We start from the raw sequence: 14,877 nt of genomic DNA, 5'->3' as shown, positions 1-14,877 counted from the left end.
GAGGCCCCCATCTTTGCGTCAGTTGCCCAGCGGGCGACGGGTGCGGCGCATGTGCTCGACTCGTGCCGCGTTCTCCGGGCGGACGAGCAGCTGTGCGGCCAGCTCCACCTCCCGCTCCCCCAGTTCCTCCGGGGTGACGGTCCCACCGGTGTAGAGCGTGGCCAGCGCCCCCGCGATGGCCTGGTCGGTCTCCGTGCCGCCCTCCCAGACGAGGGGCTCGGCGTCGGCCGGGTGCAGCGTCAGCGGCCGGGGCTGCGGCGGCCGGTACCCGTCCGCCAGACGGTGGGCCAGGGCCAGTGCCTCCGCGATGACGTGGTCGGCGGACATGATGATGTGGTCCTGATCCAGCAGCAGTCCGCGGGCGGCGGCCTCGTGCGCCCCCGCCGTGGGACGGGCGGAGAGGATGAGGTCGAAGGCGCTGCGCACGGGGTTGTCGACGCCGTTGCGCGTCATCCGCTCCAGGGTGCGCACGGTTCCGCCGAAGCCCGGGAACAGGCCGACGTGACGCTCCGGGAATCCCAGGCGGGCCTCGGCCTCGAGGACGGCGGCGTCGCAGTGCTGCACGAACTCCAGTCCGCCGCCCAACGCCGTACCCCGGACCGCGGCGACGACGGGGAAGGGGGCCTCCCGCAGCTGCGCGAAGGCGGTCGCGCCCTCCTGCAGCAGCTCCCTCACCCGCGCGAGATCCCCTGAGGTGGAGGCCTTCGCCAGCGCGGACAGGTCGGCCCCGGCGGAGAAGATCCCCTCCAGCGGGCTGACGATCACGGCCGCCCGGGCCGAACCGAGCCCGGCGAGCTCCCGCACCGCGGCGAACACGCCGGATGAGCAGGAGCTGGCCGGGGTGTGCAGGGTGAGCACCGCGACCCCGTCGGCGCGGAGGTGCACGGTGGCGTCGCCGTTGTCCAGCAGCAGGCGGGCGTCCGCGACGATCTGCGCGGGCGTGAGCACGCCCTCCCGCGCCCGGGGCGCCACCACCTCGCCGTGGGAGTCGAGCACGGCCCCGGGGTACGGGTGGAAGCCCCCGGCGCGGGCGGCCGCCACCAGCAGCGCGGGGGCGGTCTCACCGGCGGACCCGTAGAGGGAGATGAGGTGCTCGGGGCCAATGTCGTCGGCCACCTGGAAAGGACCCTTCTTCCATCCGTATCCCAGGCGCATGGCGGCGTCGATCTGGTCGACGGTGTCGGCGATCTCCGGGGCGGTCTCGCAGCAGTAGCGCAGCGTCTCCAGGAAGACGGCGCGGCCGAAGTGCCCGCCCGGGGAGTCGGTGTCCAGGACCTCCCGCGCGGTGCGGGCCTGCGCGGCGGGGTCTTCCACGGGACGCCGGGCAAGGTATCCGCCGTCGCTGAAGACCTCCCCGTCGCGGTTGTAGAAGCCGGTGCCGGCGTGGCAGCCGGCGTCGACAAGCTGCCGGAACGTGGGGTCGTCGGTGACGTCGAAGCGGTGCAGGGCGTCGGTGTCGGGCAGGTCCTGCAGGAGGCCGCCCCAGATCGGGTCGAGCAGCTGCAGGCCGATGTAGTCGAAGAGCCCGAAGACGCCGGTGCGGGGGACGCCGAAGGGGCGGGAGAACACGGCGTCGGCCAGTTCGGGGTTGATCCCGGTGCGCAGCGCGGTCATCGCGCCGGCGGCCATCCAGAAGGTGCCGATGCGGTTGGCGATGAACCCCGGGGTGTCCCGGCAGTCGATGACCACCTTGCCCAGCTGCACCTCGCAGATGTGCCGCAGCCGCGCCTCCGTCTCCGCCGAGGTCTCCGGCCCGGCGACCAGCTCGAGCAGGCGCATGATGCGGGGCGGGTTGAAGAAGTGGGTGACGGCGAAGAAGGGGAGCATCTCCTCGTCCATGCCGGCGGTCAGCTCCGCCAGCGGGATGGTGGAGGTGTTCGAGGACACCAGTGCCGCGGGGTTCCGGTGGCGGGCGATGGCCCGGTAGGTCTGCGCCTTGACGTCCCGGTCCTCGAAGACGACCTCGATGATCCACTCTGCGTCGCCGATGGCAGCCATGTCGTCCTCGATGTTGCCCACCGTGATGCGCCCGGCGAACTCCGGGAGCATGAAGCCGCGGCGCTGCAGCTGTCTCTCCACGCCGGCGCGGGCGGGGGCGTCGCGGTCGCCTGGGGGCCCGGGAACGTCGAGAAGCAGGACGTCGAGTCCTGCGTTGGCGAGGTGGGCGGCGATCCCGGAGCCCATGGATCCGGCGCCGATGACGGCGGCCCTGCTGATCGGTGTCCTGCTCATGCTGCCTCCTGAGGCCTGGTGTTGTGTCGGGCCCGCCAGCTCAACGAACCGCAATTCGTGAGACTAGTCACATACAGGGGAGCTGTCAACGGTTAGGGCAGGCCACGCTGGTGAACTGCCATTCGTCCGACTCGGCTGCGCCGGGGGCGCTCTATAGTGTTCAGACATGAGGACACTGCTGATCACCGGGGGAGCCGGGTTCATCGGCTCGAATTTCGTGCACATGACCCGCGAGAGGTACCCGGATGACCACATCATCGTCCTGGACAAGCTGACCTACGCCGGCAACCGCGCCAACCTGGCGGGCACCGACGTCGAGTTCATCGAGGGCGACATCTGCGATGCACAGCTTGTCGACGCCGCCGTGTCCCGCGCCGACGTCACCGTCCACTTCGCCGCCGAGAGCCACAACGACAACTCGCTGCGGGACCCGCGGCCGTTCGTCGACACGAATCTGGTGGGCACGTACACGATCCTCGAGGCGGTCCGCCGCCACGGGAACCGCCTGCACCACATCTCCACCGACGAGGTGTTCGGCGACCTGGGCCTCGACGACCCGGCGCGCTTCACCGAGACCACCCCCTATGAGCCCAGCTCGCCGTACTCGGCGACGAAGGCCGGTTCGGACCACCTGGTGCGCGCCTGGGTGCGCAGCTTCGGCATCGCGGCGACGATCTCCAACTGCTCGAACAACTACGGACCGTACCAGCACATCGAGAAGTTCATCCCCCGGCAGATCACCAACATCCTGGCCGGCCAGACCCCGAAGCTCTACGGCACGGGCGAGCAGGTGCGCGACTGGATCCACGTCGACGACCACAACGCCGCCGTGCACCTCATCCTGGAGCGCGGCCGCCTCGGCGAGACCTACAACATCGGCGCCGACAACGACCACGTGAACAACAGGGCGGTCATCGAGCTCATCTGCGAACTCATGGACGCCCCCGGCTACGAGCACGTCGCCGACCGCCCCGGCCACGACCAGCGCTACGCCATGGACTCCACCAAGCTGCGCACCGAACTCGGCTGGGCCCCGGAGTACACCGACACCGACACCGGCATGCGCGCCGGGCTGGAGCAGACGATCGCCTGGTACCGGGACAACGAGGACTGGTGGCGGCCGGCGAAGGAGCAGGTCGAGGCGGCCTACGCGGAGAGGGGTCAGTAGATGATCGAGGGATTGCAGGTTCTGGATCTGGCGGTCCACGAGGACGCGCGCGGCTGGTTCAAGGAGGCGTGGCAGCGCACCCGGATGACGCGGGAGGGACTGCCGGACTTCCGCCCCGTCCAGTCGAATGTCGTCCACAACGCCACGGCGGGCACCACCCGCGGACTGCACGCCGAGCCCTGGGACAAGCTGGTCACCGTGGGCACCGGCAGGGTACAGGGCGGATGGGTGGACCTGCGGGAGGGCTCCCCCACCTACGGTGAGACCCACACCGTGGAGATCGGCCCCGGCACCGCCGTGTTCGTCCCGCGCGGGGTGGCCAACGGCTACCAGGTGCTTGAAGACGGCACGACCTACCTCTACCTGGTCAACGACCACTGGTCGGCGGACGCGCAGTACGTCAACGTCTCCCACACGCTCATCGACTGGCCGCTCGAACCGGTCAACCTCTCGGAGAAGGACGCGGCGCTGGGCACTGAACTGCAGCCGGTGCCGCCCCGGAAGATCCTGGTCACCGGCGCGAACGGCCAGGTGGGCAGGGCCCTGCGGAAGGTGCTTCCCGACGCCGAGTTCCTCCCTCACGCCGACTTCGACGTCACCGCCCCACCGGAGCGCCCGTGGCGGCAGTACCGTGCCATCATCAACTGCGCCGCCTACACCGCCGTCGATCAGGCCGAGACGGACGCCGCCACCGCCTGGCACGTCAACGCCCGGGGGCCCGCGCAACTGGCCCGCATCGCCGCGGAGAACAACCTCACCCTGGTGCAGCTGTCCACCGACTATGTCTTCGACGGCGTCACCGACCGCCCCTACCGTGAGGACGACGCGATCGCCCCGCTCAACGTCTACGGCGCCTCGAAGGCCGCCGGAGAGATGGCGGCGTCCACCGCCCCGCGCCACTACATCGTGCGCAGCAGTTGGGTCGTCGGCGAGGGCCGGAACTTCGTCGACACCATGCGTGACCTGGCGGAACGCGACATCCGCCCGCAGGTGGTCCACGACCAGAAGGGACGGCCCACCTTCGCCTCCGAACTGGCCCGCGGCATCGCCCACCTGCTGGAGGTGGAGCCGGAGTACGGGATCTACCACCTCACCGGCGGCGGCGATGAGGTCGGTTTCGACGAGCTCGCCATGGCCGTCTACACCGGCCTGCACCGCGACCCCGACATGGTGCAGCCGGTGAGCACCGCGCAGTACGCGGAGGGGAAGGAGCTGGCCACGCGGCCGTCGACAGGCACGCTCGACACCGCGAAGATCGAGGCGACCGGTTTCGTGCCGCAGAACTGGCGCGTCGGTCTGGCACTGTATCTCCTATGAAGGGCATCATCCTCGCCGGCGGATCAGGGACCAGGCTGTATCCGATCACGAAGGGCATCAGCAAGCAGCTGATGCCGATCTACGACAAGCCGATGATCTACTACCCCCTGTCGACGCTGATCCAGGCGGGCATCCGGGAGATCCTCGTCATCACGACACCCGAGGACTCCCCCGCTTTCCGACGCCTCCTCGGCGACGGTTCCCAGTGGGGGCTCATGATCGACTACGCCCACCAGCCCTCCCCCGACGGGCTGGCGCAGGCCTTCCTCATCGGCGAGGAGTTCATCGGCGACGACGACGTCGCCCTCGCCCTCGGCGACAACATCTTCGACGGCTACCACTTCAGCACCACCCTGGCGGACTGCCGGAACCCGGCGGGCGGCACCGTCTTCGCCTACGAGGTCTCCGACCCGGAGCGCTACGGCGTCGTCGAGTTCGACGCCGCCGGACAGGCACTGTCCATCGAGGAGAAGCCCGCGGTGCCGAAGTCGAACTACGCCGTGGTGGGGCTGTACTTCTACGACAACCGCGTCGTCGACATCGCGCGGGGCATCACCCCCAGCGAGCGCGGCGAACTGGAGATCACCGCCGTCAACGACGCCTACCTGCAGGCCGGTGAACTGCAGGTCCAGCGCCTGCAGCGCGGCGACGTGTGGCTCGACACCGGCACCTTCGACTCCATGAGCGAGGCCAGCTCCTACGTGGAGGTGATCCAGAAGCGCACCGGCACCGTCATCGGCTCGCCGGAGGTCGCCGCCTTACGGGAGGGCTTCATCAACGCCGCCGCCCTGGAGGCCCTGGCGCAGCCGCTGCTCAAGTCCGGGTACGGGGAGTACCTGCTGGCCGCGGCACGGGAGGGCTGAAGGGCTGGGTCGTCTGCGGCTAGGATCTGACGTCATGCCCACGCTTGCCGCGCTCCTGACCGTCTACCACCGCATCGACCCGGTGGAGCTGTCCGCCGCCCTCGAATCCCTGGCCGCGCAGACGCGCCGGGCCGAGGAGATCGTCATCGTCGAGGACGGCCCTGTCGGGCCGGAACTGCGGGCGGTGATCGACGGGTTCGTCGGCAAGCACGCGGAGGCCCGTACCGTGGTGCTGGCCCGCAACCAGGGCGCCGGACCGGCGTCGGCGGCGGGTCTGGCGACGATCGACGCCGAGCTGGTCGCGCGCCTCGACGCCGACGACATCGCCGCGCCGGAGCGCTTCGCCCGCCAGGTGGAGTGGTTCGAGGCCCACCCGGACACCGACGTCCTCGGCACCGCGGTGTCGGAGTTCCACGAGGACCCGGCCGACGTCATCGCCGTGCGCGCGCTGCCGGAGACGCACGAGGAGATCGCCCGCTACGCGCGGATCAACTCGCCGGTGAACAACCCCTCCGTCATGCTGCGCCGCACCGCCGTGGAGACCGCCGGCGGCTACCGCGCGGTGCACCACATGGAGGACTACGACCTCTACGCCCGGCTGCTGAGCACCGGCGCGCGCTTCCACAACCTGCCGGAGCCACTCACCTACTTCCGCACCTCCCCCGCCCAGTTCCAGCGCCGCACCGGGAAGGGCATGTTCACCGCCGAACGGCAGATGCAGCGCAACCTCGTGTCCTACGGGCTGGTGTCGCGGCCGCGCTCGTGGGTGAACCTGGTGGTCCGCACCGCCTACCGTCTGCTGCCGACGGGCCTGCTCACGGCCGCCTACGCCCGGCTGTTCCACCGTTGAACGACCGTTCGGGTTAGCATGATGGGCATTATGGATTCCCCCCGACCCGTCCAGCACGACTTCCGGGACACCTGGCTGATCATCCCCTGCTACAACGAGGGGCCCGTGATCCAGGAGGTCATCGAGAACGCCCGCGAGACCTTCCCCAACATCGTCGCCGTCAACGACGGATCCTCCGACGACTCCGCCGCCCGCATCCACGCCGGTGGCGCCCACCTGGTCAACCACCCGGTCAACCTCGGACAGGGCGCCGCCATCCAGACCGGTGTGGAGTACGCCCGCGCCCAGCCCGGCGCGAGGTACTTCGTCACCTTCGACGCCGACGGCCAGCACCAGGTCAAGGACGTCGTCCGGATGATCGGCCGTCTGCGGGAGGAGCCGGTGGACATCATCGTCGGCACCCGTTTCGGCCGTCCCCGCGCCGCCGACGACCAGGTCCCCTGGATCAAACGCGTCGTCCTGAAGACCGTGGTGTTCCTCTCCCCGGCCACCCGCCGGCTGGGGCTCTCGGACGCGCACAACGGTCTGCGCGTGTTCAACAAGAAGGTCGCGGACGAGATGAACATCCGCATGAACGGCATGTCGCACGCCTCCGAGCTGGTGAGCATGATCGCCGACCGCGGCTGGCGCGTCGCCGAGGAGCCCGTGGACATCCTCTACACCGAGTACTCGATGAGCAAGGGCCAGTCGCTCATCAACGGCGTGAACATCCTCGCCGACGGACTGCTGGCCAGGAGGCTCTAGATGATCGCGACCATGGTGCAGTTCCTGCTGCTGGCCGCCACCCTCGTGCTGGCATTCTACTTCATCACCAACCGCCGCAAGGCCCGCGCGAAGGCCGGCGTGAAGCTCGGCTTCCTCGTGTTCATCATCGCGGCGGTGTGGGCGGTGCTGCGTCCCGACGACCTCACCGTCATCGCCAACTGGATCGGCGTCGACCGCGGCACCGACCTCCTGCTCTACGTGCTGGTGATCGCCTTCCTGTTCACCACCACGTCCACGTGGATCCGCTTCCGCGAGCAGGAGCTGCGCTACGCCCGCCTCGCGCGCGCCGTCGCGCTGCAGTCCCCCGTGCTCCCCGACTCCCTCATCGACGCCCCCACCCAGGAGAAATGATCCTTGTCCACCGCCACTGACGCCCCCCAGACGAAGATCCCCGCGCTCGCGTGGGTGCTCGGCGCCGTCATCGTCGTGATGGCGCTGATCATCGGCTTCCTCGTGGGACGCCAGACAGCGCCGGCCCCGAGCGCCGCCCCGGACAGCACGGACAGCGCTGCCGTCGCCCCCGCCACCCCCACCCAGGACACCGCCGAACTGGCCCGCCTGGCGCAGGAGGTCACCCCGGGCACCCGCGACGAGGGTCCGACCGCCGGCCCCGATGGCCGTTTCGACGCCACCATCCACGGCCCCGGCGAAGAGATCACCTCCCCGGACGACGTGCTCAAGGTGCACCGCCGCGACGCGGCCGACCCCTTCGCCGTCGGCGCGCTCGACGCCCCCGTGGTCATCTCCGAGTTCTCCGACTTCGAGTGCCCCTTCTGCTCCCGCTTCGCCAACACCACGGAACCGGTGATCCTGCAGGACTACGTCGAGAAGGGGCTCGTCCGCCTCGAGTGGAACGACCTGCCCGTCAACGGCCCCATGGCCGAGGACGCCGCGAAGGCCGGCCGGGCCGCCGCCGCGCAGGGCAAGTTCCGGGAGTACAAGCACGCCCTGTACACCGCCACCCGCGACGTCCAGGGCCACCCGAACCACACCATCGAGGACTTCGTCCGCTACGCGGAGGAGGCCGGGGTGCCGGACCTCGAGCGGTTCCGTGCGGACGTCACCGACGGCACCTTCGACGAGTCGGTGACCGCCGCGAAGAACTACGGCGCCTCCATCGGCGTCAACGGCACCCCGAGCTTCTTCATCGGTGAGAGCTACGTCTCCGGCGCCCAGCCGACCGAGGTGTTCGTGCAGGTCATCACCGAGGAGCTGGCCAAGGTGGCACGCGGCGACGTCGAGGTGCCGGCAGTTCCGTGACGGGTGACCACTGGCCTCCGCTGATCTTCTGGGTGTTCATGGGCTTCGCGACGCTCACCGCCGGGCTCGGCGGTTTCCTCCTCGGGCAGGCGATCTAGATGGCCACCGTCGGACTCCTCGGCGCGCTGGTCGCCGGTGTCCTCGCCCTCGTCAGCCCCTGCTCGGCACTGCTGCTGCCGGCGTTCTTCGCGTACGCGTTCTCCTCGCTGCGCGCCCTGGCGGGCCGGACCCTGGTGTTCCTCGCCGGGCTCGCCGCGGTGCTGGTGCCGGTGGGCGCCGGGGCCGGCACGCTCGGGGCGCTGCTCACGGAGCACCGCGAGACCCTCATCCTCGTCGGCGGCTGGATCATCATCGCGCTGGGCGTGTTCACCGCGTTCGGCGGCGGTTTCCGCATCCCCGGGTTCAGCGGGGGCGCCCGCGGCACCGGCCTGACGCAGGTGTTCCTGCTCGGCGCGGTCTACGGTTTCGCCGGGTTCTGCGCCGGTCCGCTGCTCGGCGCGGTGCTCACCACCGCGGCGGTGACGGGCTCGGCGTTCTACGGCGGGCTCATCATGGGCATGTACGCCCTCGGCATGGCGCTGCCGCTGTTCCTGCTGGCCCTGCTGTGGGACCGCCTCGACCTGGGCAACCGCGCCTGGCTGCGTCCCCGCGAACTGCGGTTCGGCCCGGTGCGCACCACCGTGTGGGCCCTCGTGTCCGGCGGGCTGTTCATCGTGATCGGCTGGCTGTTCATCGCCTCCCACGGCACGGCGAACCTGCCGACGCTGCTCAGCCTCGACGCGCAGTTCGAGGTGCAGGCGTGGGCCCAGCGCACCACCGCCGCGGTCAGCGACGTGTGGTTCTGGTTCTGGGTGGCCCTGGCCGGGACCGTGCTCAGCGGGTGGCGGCTGTACGGAAGTACTCGACGGTCTGCGCCACGCCGTCCCTGATCGGGGTCAGCGGCTCCCAGCCGAGGACCTCGCGGGCACGGTCGAAGGCCAGCGCGGAACGCGGCACATCCCCCAGGCGGGCGGGCGCGTACTCCGGGTTGTCGGGGGCGCCGGCGGCCGCCGCGACGTAGGAGTGCAGCTCCCGGTCGGAGGTCTCCACCGAGGTGCCGATGTTGAAGCGCATCCCGGAGCCCCGGTCCCCGGAGGCCAGGTAGAAGGCGCGCACGACGTCGCCGACGAAGACGTAGTCCCGGGTGTTGCCGCCGTCGCCGAACACGCGGGTCGGCTCACCTGCCAGCAGACGCTGGGCGAAGATGGCGACGACGCCGGCCTCCCCGTGCGGGTCCTGGCGCGGACCGTACACGTTGGCGGGCGCGATGTGTGAGCAGTCCAGGCCGTAGAGGTGGCGGAAGGTGTTGAGGTACACCTCGCCCGCGTACTTGCTGGCCGCGTAGGGCGAGTGCGGGTCGACGGGGGTCGTCTCGGAGACGGGGAAGTCGGAGGGCGTGCCGTAGATGGACCCGCCGGAGGAGGTGTGGATGATCTTGCGCACGCCGTGCCGGCGGGCGGCGTCGGCAAGCCTGATCGTGGCGAGGATGTTCGTCTCCGCGTCGTGCAACGGGTCGGCGACGGAGTGGCGCACGTCGATCTGCGCCGCCAGGTGGAAGATGACCTCCGGCCGGTGCTTCTCGACGAGCGCGTCGAAGTCCACCTCCAGCAGGTCCGCCTCGATGAAGGTCAGACGGCCGGTCTGCTGCGCCTGCTCGAGGTTCTCCAGGCGGCCGTGGGAGAGGTTGTCCACCACGACGACCTCGTGCCCCTCGGCGAGGAGCAGGTCAACCAGGTGCGAGCCGATGAAACCGGCGCCGCCGGTGACGAGAGTGTGCATGCGCCCACTCTAACGCCTAGGAGGCGGCGATCACGTTGGCGACGTGCTCGTGACCCCGGTCGGTCATGTGGATCGGCATGTTGCCCGGGCCGGCGTGGAAGTCGAACAGCCCGGCCCAGCCGCGCAGGTGGTCCGGGGCGCACATGCCGCGGTCCCGGGTGGAGGGCTTCATGTCGACGAACTGCGCGCCGGTCGCGTTCGCGAGATCACGCTGCATGTCCTGCGAGAGACGCTCCCAGTAGCCGACCTGCGGGGCGTAGGTGCGGTCGTGGATGTTGGCGCCGAGGTGGACCAGGCACACGTGGTCGTGGTCGGTGATGGTGGCGTAGCCGACGATCTGGATGCGCGCGTTGGGGGCGGCGTTGCGGATGCGCTGGACCTGCGGGCGCATGGCGTCGACGAAGCGGGCGCGGATCTGCTGCTCGCTCTGGTTGCCGTTGTTGTAGGTGTCGTTGAAGCCGGTGGTGATGATGACGCGCGCCGTCGCCGGGGTCAGCGCACCGGCCTGCAGCGCCCGGTCGACCTGGGTGGAGAACTGCGGGCCCGGGGAGATCGAGGTCGTGCCCGCGCAGGAGTAGTCCCAGGCCGGCAGGCCGAGCTTGCGCCCGGCGCGGATGCCGTAGTTGTTGTCGGAGGTCGGGCACTGCTGGAAGCTGCTGCCGGAGCTCTCCGGGTTTTCCGAACTCTCCGACGACGCCGAGCTCAGCGAGGAGTTCGAGCTGAGGGAACCCAGGCGGTTGACCAGGTACTGCGGGGTCGGGGTGTCGGCGATGATGGAGTCACCGAAGACGACGAGGTTGCGCTGCTGGGCGTCGGCACCGGGGGCGGCGGCGACGGTGACGGTGACAAAGCCGGTGAGCATGATCAGCGAGACCAGAATCACACGGAGACGCTGGTTCGCGAGGGGCGCGAGGGAGAGGTGGGGCATGCGTGACACTTTAGCCGCCGATGATGGAAAAGACACGGCGCCCGGGGAAGGGCGGATGGAGTTGTTTCGGGTACGGAAACTAGGGTGGTGATACCCGATCCATAAGGAGCAATGAGCGTGTCCCTGGAAAACCGAGTCCGTCAGGCCGCCGTCACCGCACGCGCCCTCGGGGCCTTCGTGCCGTCCGTGGTGCGCTCCGGCATCCTCAGCCACCGGGGCGGCATCGGCCAGGCCGCCGCCCTGGGGCGCTACTGGTTCACCACCGCCCGGGAGGTCGAGCAGGGCCACCTCGCCACCCCGCACCGCCTCGCGCTCATCGACGACGACGGCGAACTCACCTACCGCCAGCTCCGCGAGAACTCCCGCACCCTCGCCCGCCACCTCATCGACCTGGGTCTCGAGGAAATCCGCCTCGGTGTCATGGCCCGCAACGGCCGCGGCATCATCTACCCGCTGGCCGCCAAGGGCTACGCCGGGGCCGGGATCTTCCTGCTCAACGTCGGTTCCTCCGCGGAGCAGCTCACCGGCTGCCTGGTGGAGAACGACATCAACGTCCTGGTCATCGACGACGAATTCCTGGAGAGGCTGGACCCGGCTGTCGTCGAGAAGCAGGGGGTGCACGTCATCGTCGCGCACGAGTCCCGCGACCACCCCGGGCGGACCACGCTGCGGGGCATCGTCGAACAGCCGTGGCTCACCGCCGACGTGCCGCTGCCCCGCCTGCCGAAGCACGGCCCCATCGTGCTCATGTCCTCCGGCACGACCGGCATCCCGAAGGGGGTCATGCGCCCCGAGCCGCGACTGCCGCTGGTGCTGGCGGGCATGCTGCGGAAGGTGCCGTGGCGCGCGGACATCCGCGTCCAGTCGCACGCCTCCATGTTCCACACGTGGGGCTGGAGCGCCGTGAACATCGCGCTCGCCGCCCGCGCGACCATCGTCTGCCACCGCATCTTCGACCCCGAGCAGGTGCTCCGCGACATCGACGAGCACCGCCTCGAGGCGATGGTCACCTCCCCGATCTTCCTCAAGCAGATCCTCGAGGTGCCCGACCCGCAGCGTTTCGACACCTCCCGGCTCGAGTTCATCGTCTCCTCCGGCCACGCCCTCACCCCGCACCTGGTCGAGCAGACCATCGAACGCTTCGGCCCGATCCTGTGCAACGTCTACGGCTCCACCGAACTCACCCTCGCCTCCGTGGCCTCCGCCGAGGAACTCGCCGCCGACCCGACGACCTCCGGGCCGGTCGCACTGGGCACCCACCTCAAGATTCTCGACGACGAGGGCCGCGAACTCCCCGACGGCGAGGTCGGCCAGATCCACCTGCGCAACTCCACCACCCTCACCGGCTACACCAACCCCGACATCCCCGTCGAGGAGGTCGGCGGACTGGTGCGCATCGGCGACCTCGGCTTCATCGACGCCGCCGGGCACCTCCGCGTCCTCGGCCGCACCGACGACATGATCATCGTCGGCGGCGAGAACGTCCACCCCGCCTCCGTCGACGAGGTACTCGACGCCCTGCCCGGCGTCAGCGAGGTCTACTCCCACGGCGTGGAGGACCCGGACACCTTCCGCCGCGTCGCCACCTGGATCGTCCGCGAGGACTCCCCCGCGGGCGAGGCACTGACCGCCGGGGACGTGCGCGACTTCGTCCGCGACAACCTCGCCGACCACTCCATCCCCCGCGACGTGCACTTCATCGACGAACTGCCCCGCAACCCCACGGGCAAGGTCGTGCCGCGGCTGCTGCCGGGGCTGGGGAACTAGAGCCTAGGAGTAGTCCTCCGTCGGCAGGCCCGCCTTCTGCCAGGCACTGAAACCGCCCTCCAGGTGGACGACATCTGTGCGTCCCATCTCGTGCAACGAGGCGGTGGACAGCGCCGAACGCCACGCGGAGCCGCAGTAGAGGATGAGGGTGCGGCCGTCGTCAAGCGCGGACTTGTAGTACGGGCTCTCCGGGTCCACCCAGAACTCGAGCATGCCGCGCGGCGCCCGGAAAGCGCCAGGGATGGTGCCGTGGGCCTCCCACTCGCGGGGATCACGGATGTCGACGAAGAGGTGGCCGGGGTCGTCGACAAGCTCTCGGGCCTCGTCGAGGCTCAAGGTGCTCACGCGGGAGTTGGCCCGGGCGACGAGTTCGCTGGCGGACACGGGCAGGGGCTCGCCGGGACGGCGGGTGGTGTGTTCCATGACACATCAGGGTAGCCGGGAGTGGCCGCGCCGGCAGGCGGTCGGCCCGCCGGATGCTCGGGCGGCCGAAAAAGAAGCACCCCCTCCTACCGGGTAGGAGGGGGTGCTTCCGTGGAGCCGCCTGCGAGAATCGAACTCGCGACCTTCTCATTACGAGTGAGACGCTCTGCCGACTGAGCTAAGGCGGCGTGGTGCTGCGCTAACAGTACCGATGCGCCATTCTAGCGCACGCGCGGCACCCGGAGAAATCACAGGTCAGGAGGCCCCGCAGGCGAGGCGGATGCGTCCGAGCATGCCGTCGATGGCGATGGTCGGGGTGACGTTGACGCTGATGTGTTCGCGGGCGAGCGTGATCGCGTCGAGGCATTCGACGAGGCCGGGCTCGCTGACCTTGGCCGCCAGTTCGCGGGAGAGGCCCTCGAAGTCGGGGTGTGTGAGGGGCACCTCGGCCCCCGTGGAGAGCATGAGGGCGTCGCGGTAGAGGCCGGCGAGGTCCACGAGGGCGAGGTCGATGAAGTCCCGTCGGCGGCGGTTGCGGCGCGTCTTCTGGGCCTTCTCCAGGTCGCTGAGCGCGCCTGCGGAGCCGTCCATCGCCTTCTGCGTGCCCTTGCCGCGGCCACCCTTGCCGAGGGCCCGCTCGAGGCGGGCGAGTTCCTCGGCGTCCTGTTCGTCGCTCATCTCCTTGACCTGCTTGTCGACGCCCTTCAGGAAGCCGGTCGCCGCCTTGAACACCTCGTCGCGGTGGAACACCATCTCGGCGAGCTTGAGGGCGGTGGCCCGGCGTTTCTGCGCCTCCGGGTCGGTGACCAGGCGGCGGGCGCGGCCGATGTGGCGTCCGGAGGCCACGGCGGCGAGGCGGGCGTCCTCGGGGGAGGCACCGGTCTCGGCGACGAGGAGGTCCACGATGTGGTCGACGGAGGGGTACGGCACGTAGAGGTGCCGGCAGCGGGAACGCAGGGTCGGAGAGAAGTCCTCGGGGTCGATGGAGGGGGCGCACATGATGATGACGGTGTGCGGCGGCGGTTCCTCCACCACCTTGAGGATCGCGTCGGCGGCGGGGCCGGTGAGGCGGTCGGCGTCCTCGATGATGACGATGCGCCAGTCGGACACCGTCGGCAGTTTGGCGGCCTCCCTGCGCATGTCACGCATCTCCTCGATGGAGATGGACAGGCCCCCGGGCACGATGTGGAGGACGTCGGTGTGGGCGTCGGCAAGCACGTCGCGGCAGTGGCGGCAGCGGCCGCAGCCGATCTCCGTGGGGTCGGAGCACTCGAGGGCCGCGGCGAAGGCGAGGGCCGCGACGGAGCGCCCGGAGCCTGGCGGGCCGGTGAGGATCCAGGCGTGCGCCATGGCGCTGCCGAGTTCGGCCTCGCCGCGTGCGAAAGCGCGGGCGGCACGGGCCGCCGAGAGGACGGTGTCCCGGACGGAGGGAGTGTCGGCGAGGCGCTGTGCAACGGAGTTCACCTGATCCACCCTATTCACCCTG

General features: G+C 70.1%; 14 protein-coding genes and 1 tRNA gene. 9 read left to right on the top strand and 6 right to left on the bottom strand.

The annotated features are described in order from the left end of the window. Positions 1-18: 18 nt before the first annotated feature. Positions 19-2,232, bottom strand: a complete 2,214-nt coding sequence (locus tag B842_RS01260) for a 3-hydroxyacyl-CoA dehydrogenase/enoyl-CoA hydratase family protein (RefSeq protein ID WP_040084732.1) — start codon at positions 2,230-2,232, stop codon at positions 19-21. A 166-nt stretch (positions 2,233-2,398) separates the two neighbouring features. Here B842_RS01260 and rfbB point away from each other — a divergent pair, with 166 nt between their 5' ends. The 8 genes from rfbB (at position 2,399) to B842_RS01220 (ending at position 9,384) form a co-directional block, all read left to right on the top strand. Next, on the top strand, positions 2,399-3,400 hold the full coding sequence (gene rfbB, locus B842_RS01255) for a dTDP-glucose 4,6-dehydratase (RefSeq protein ID WP_040084731.1): 1,002 nt from the start codon (positions 2,399-2,401) through the stop codon (positions 3,398-3,400). Beyond that, complete coding sequence (rfbD, locus tag B842_RS01250) at positions 3,401-4,717, top strand: dTDP-4-dehydrorhamnose reductase (RefSeq protein WP_040084729.1); 1,317 nt, start codon at positions 3,401-3,403, stop codon at positions 4,715-4,717. Further along, positions 4,714-5,580 carry a glucose-1-phosphate thymidylyltransferase RfbA gene (gene rfbA, locus B842_RS01245; protein WP_040084727.1) on the top strand — a complete coding sequence of 289 codons (867 nt, stop codon included), beginning with the start codon at positions 4,714-4,716 and terminating at the stop codon, positions 5,578-5,580. The genes rfbD and rfbA overlap by 4 nt, the downstream gene beginning before the upstream one ends. 34 nt (positions 5,581-5,614) lie before the next feature. Then, positions 5,615-6,430, top strand: a complete 816-nt coding sequence (locus tag B842_RS01240) for a glycosyltransferase (RefSeq protein ID WP_040084725.1) — start codon at positions 5,615-5,617, stop codon at positions 6,428-6,430. 30 nt (positions 6,431-6,460) lie between these two features. Next, positions 6,461-7,174, top strand: coding sequence for a glycosyltransferase family 2 protein (locus tag B842_RS01235; protein ID WP_040084724.1), 714 nt, complete (start codon positions 6,461-6,463; stop codon positions 7,172-7,174). Then, positions 7,175-7,546, top strand: coding sequence for a DUF2304 domain-containing protein (locus B842_RS01230; RefSeq protein WP_245631355.1), 372 nt, complete (start codon positions 7,175-7,177; stop codon positions 7,544-7,546). Positions 7,547-7,624: 78 nt separating this feature from the next. After that, positions 7,625-8,455, top strand: a complete 831-nt coding sequence (locus tag B842_RS01225; RefSeq protein WP_052437964.1) for a DsbA family protein — start codon at positions 7,625-7,627, stop codon at positions 8,453-8,455. 98 nt (positions 8,456-8,553) lie between these two features. Further along, on the top strand, positions 8,554-9,384 hold the full coding sequence (locus B842_RS01220) for a cytochrome c biogenesis CcdA family protein (protein WP_040084723.1): 831 nt from the start codon (positions 8,554-8,556) through the stop codon (positions 9,382-9,384). Here the strand turns inward: B842_RS01220 and B842_RS01215 are convergent. Then, the gene (locus tag B842_RS01215; protein ID WP_040084722.1) at positions 9,329-10,273 is read right to left on the bottom strand and encodes an NAD-dependent epimerase/dehydratase family protein; all 945 of its coding nucleotides are present in this window, start codon (positions 10,271-10,273) and stop codon (positions 9,329-9,331) included. The genes B842_RS01220 and B842_RS01215 overlap by 56 nt on opposite strands. A gap of 16 nt (positions 10,274-10,289) precedes the next feature. Beyond that, positions 10,290-11,201, bottom strand: coding sequence for a GDSL-type esterase/lipase family protein (locus B842_RS01210; RefSeq protein WP_040084721.1), 912 nt, complete (start codon positions 11,199-11,201; stop codon positions 10,290-10,292). Between the two features lie 117 nt (positions 11,202-11,318). Here B842_RS01210 and B842_RS01205 point away from each other — a divergent pair, with 117 nt between their 5' ends. Beyond that, positions 11,319-12,968 (top strand): AMP-binding protein, encoded by a 1,650-nt coding sequence (locus tag B842_RS01205; protein ID WP_245631356.1) that lies wholly within the window; start codon positions 11,319-11,321, stop codon positions 12,966-12,968. 3 nt (positions 12,969-12,971) lie between these two features. On the opposite strand, the gene B842_RS01200 is transcribed toward B842_RS01205, so the two are convergent. From B842_RS01200 to B842_RS01190, 3 genes are all read right to left on the bottom strand, one after another. Further along, positions 12,972-13,391: a rhodanese-like domain-containing protein gene (locus B842_RS01200; protein ID WP_052437662.1), complete on the bottom strand. Its 420-nt coding sequence runs from the start codon at positions 13,389-13,391 to the stop codon at positions 12,972-12,974. Between the two features lie 112 nt (positions 13,392-13,503). Then, positions 13,504-13,579: transfer RNA gene (locus B842_RS01195), tRNA-Thr, on the bottom strand. A 67-nt stretch (positions 13,580-13,646) separates the two neighbouring features. Beyond that, positions 13,647-14,855 carry a DNA polymerase III subunit delta' gene (locus B842_RS01190; protein WP_052437661.1) on the bottom strand — a complete coding sequence of 403 codons (1,209 nt, stop codon included), beginning with the start codon at positions 14,853-14,855 and terminating at the stop codon, positions 13,647-13,649. Positions 14,856-14,877: the final 22 nt, after the last annotated feature.

It is taken from the genome of Corynebacterium humireducens NBRC 106098 = DSM 45392 (assembly GCF_000819445.1).
GTDB classification, from domain to species: domain Bacteria; phylum Actinomycetota; class Actinomycetes; order Mycobacteriales; family Mycobacteriaceae; genus Corynebacterium; species Corynebacterium humireducens.
This window is presented reverse-complemented; position numbering and strand designations above follow the sequence as displayed.